At 31.8% G+C, this 421-nt stretch carries 1 rRNA gene; it reads left to right on the forward strand.

Features of this window, described 5'->3' with window-relative positions:
- Positions 1-178: 178 nt before the first annotated feature.
- Positions 179-421 (forward strand): 23S ribosomal RNA (locus KQ877_RS03465); the annotation flags it as partial.

Consider the following 421-nt stretch of genomic DNA (forward strand, 5'->3'; position numbering starts at 1 on the left):
AAAAAAGATTTATGAAAATTTATATCCAGTTTTGAGAGTTCTATCTCTCTTATAGTTCTTTGAAAACTGAATAGAAAAGACATTTGTAAATATTAATATTTCAAACGTTTTGATCAACCAATATAGAATACAAAATCATATCTAATTCTTAATTTTAAATTAGGACAATAGGTCATACTATTAAATAAGTAAGAGTTTTTGGTGGATGCCTTGGGTCTGGAAGTCGATGAAGGACGCGATTACCTGCGATAAGCCTCGTGGAGCTGGAAATAAGCTATGAAACGGGGATTTCCGAATGGGGAAACCTAACTAGATTAATCTCTAGTTGCATTCTAATGAATACATAGTTAGAATTGTGAGACACGTTGAGAACTGAAACATCTTAGTACCAACAGGAAAAGAAAATAAATAATGATTCCCT

Origin of the sequence: Mycoplasma zalophi, from assembly GCF_018914005.1 — a bacterium.
GTDB lineage: Bacteria > Bacillota_I > Bacilli_A > Mycoplasmatales > Metamycoplasmataceae > Metamycoplasma > Metamycoplasma zalophi_A.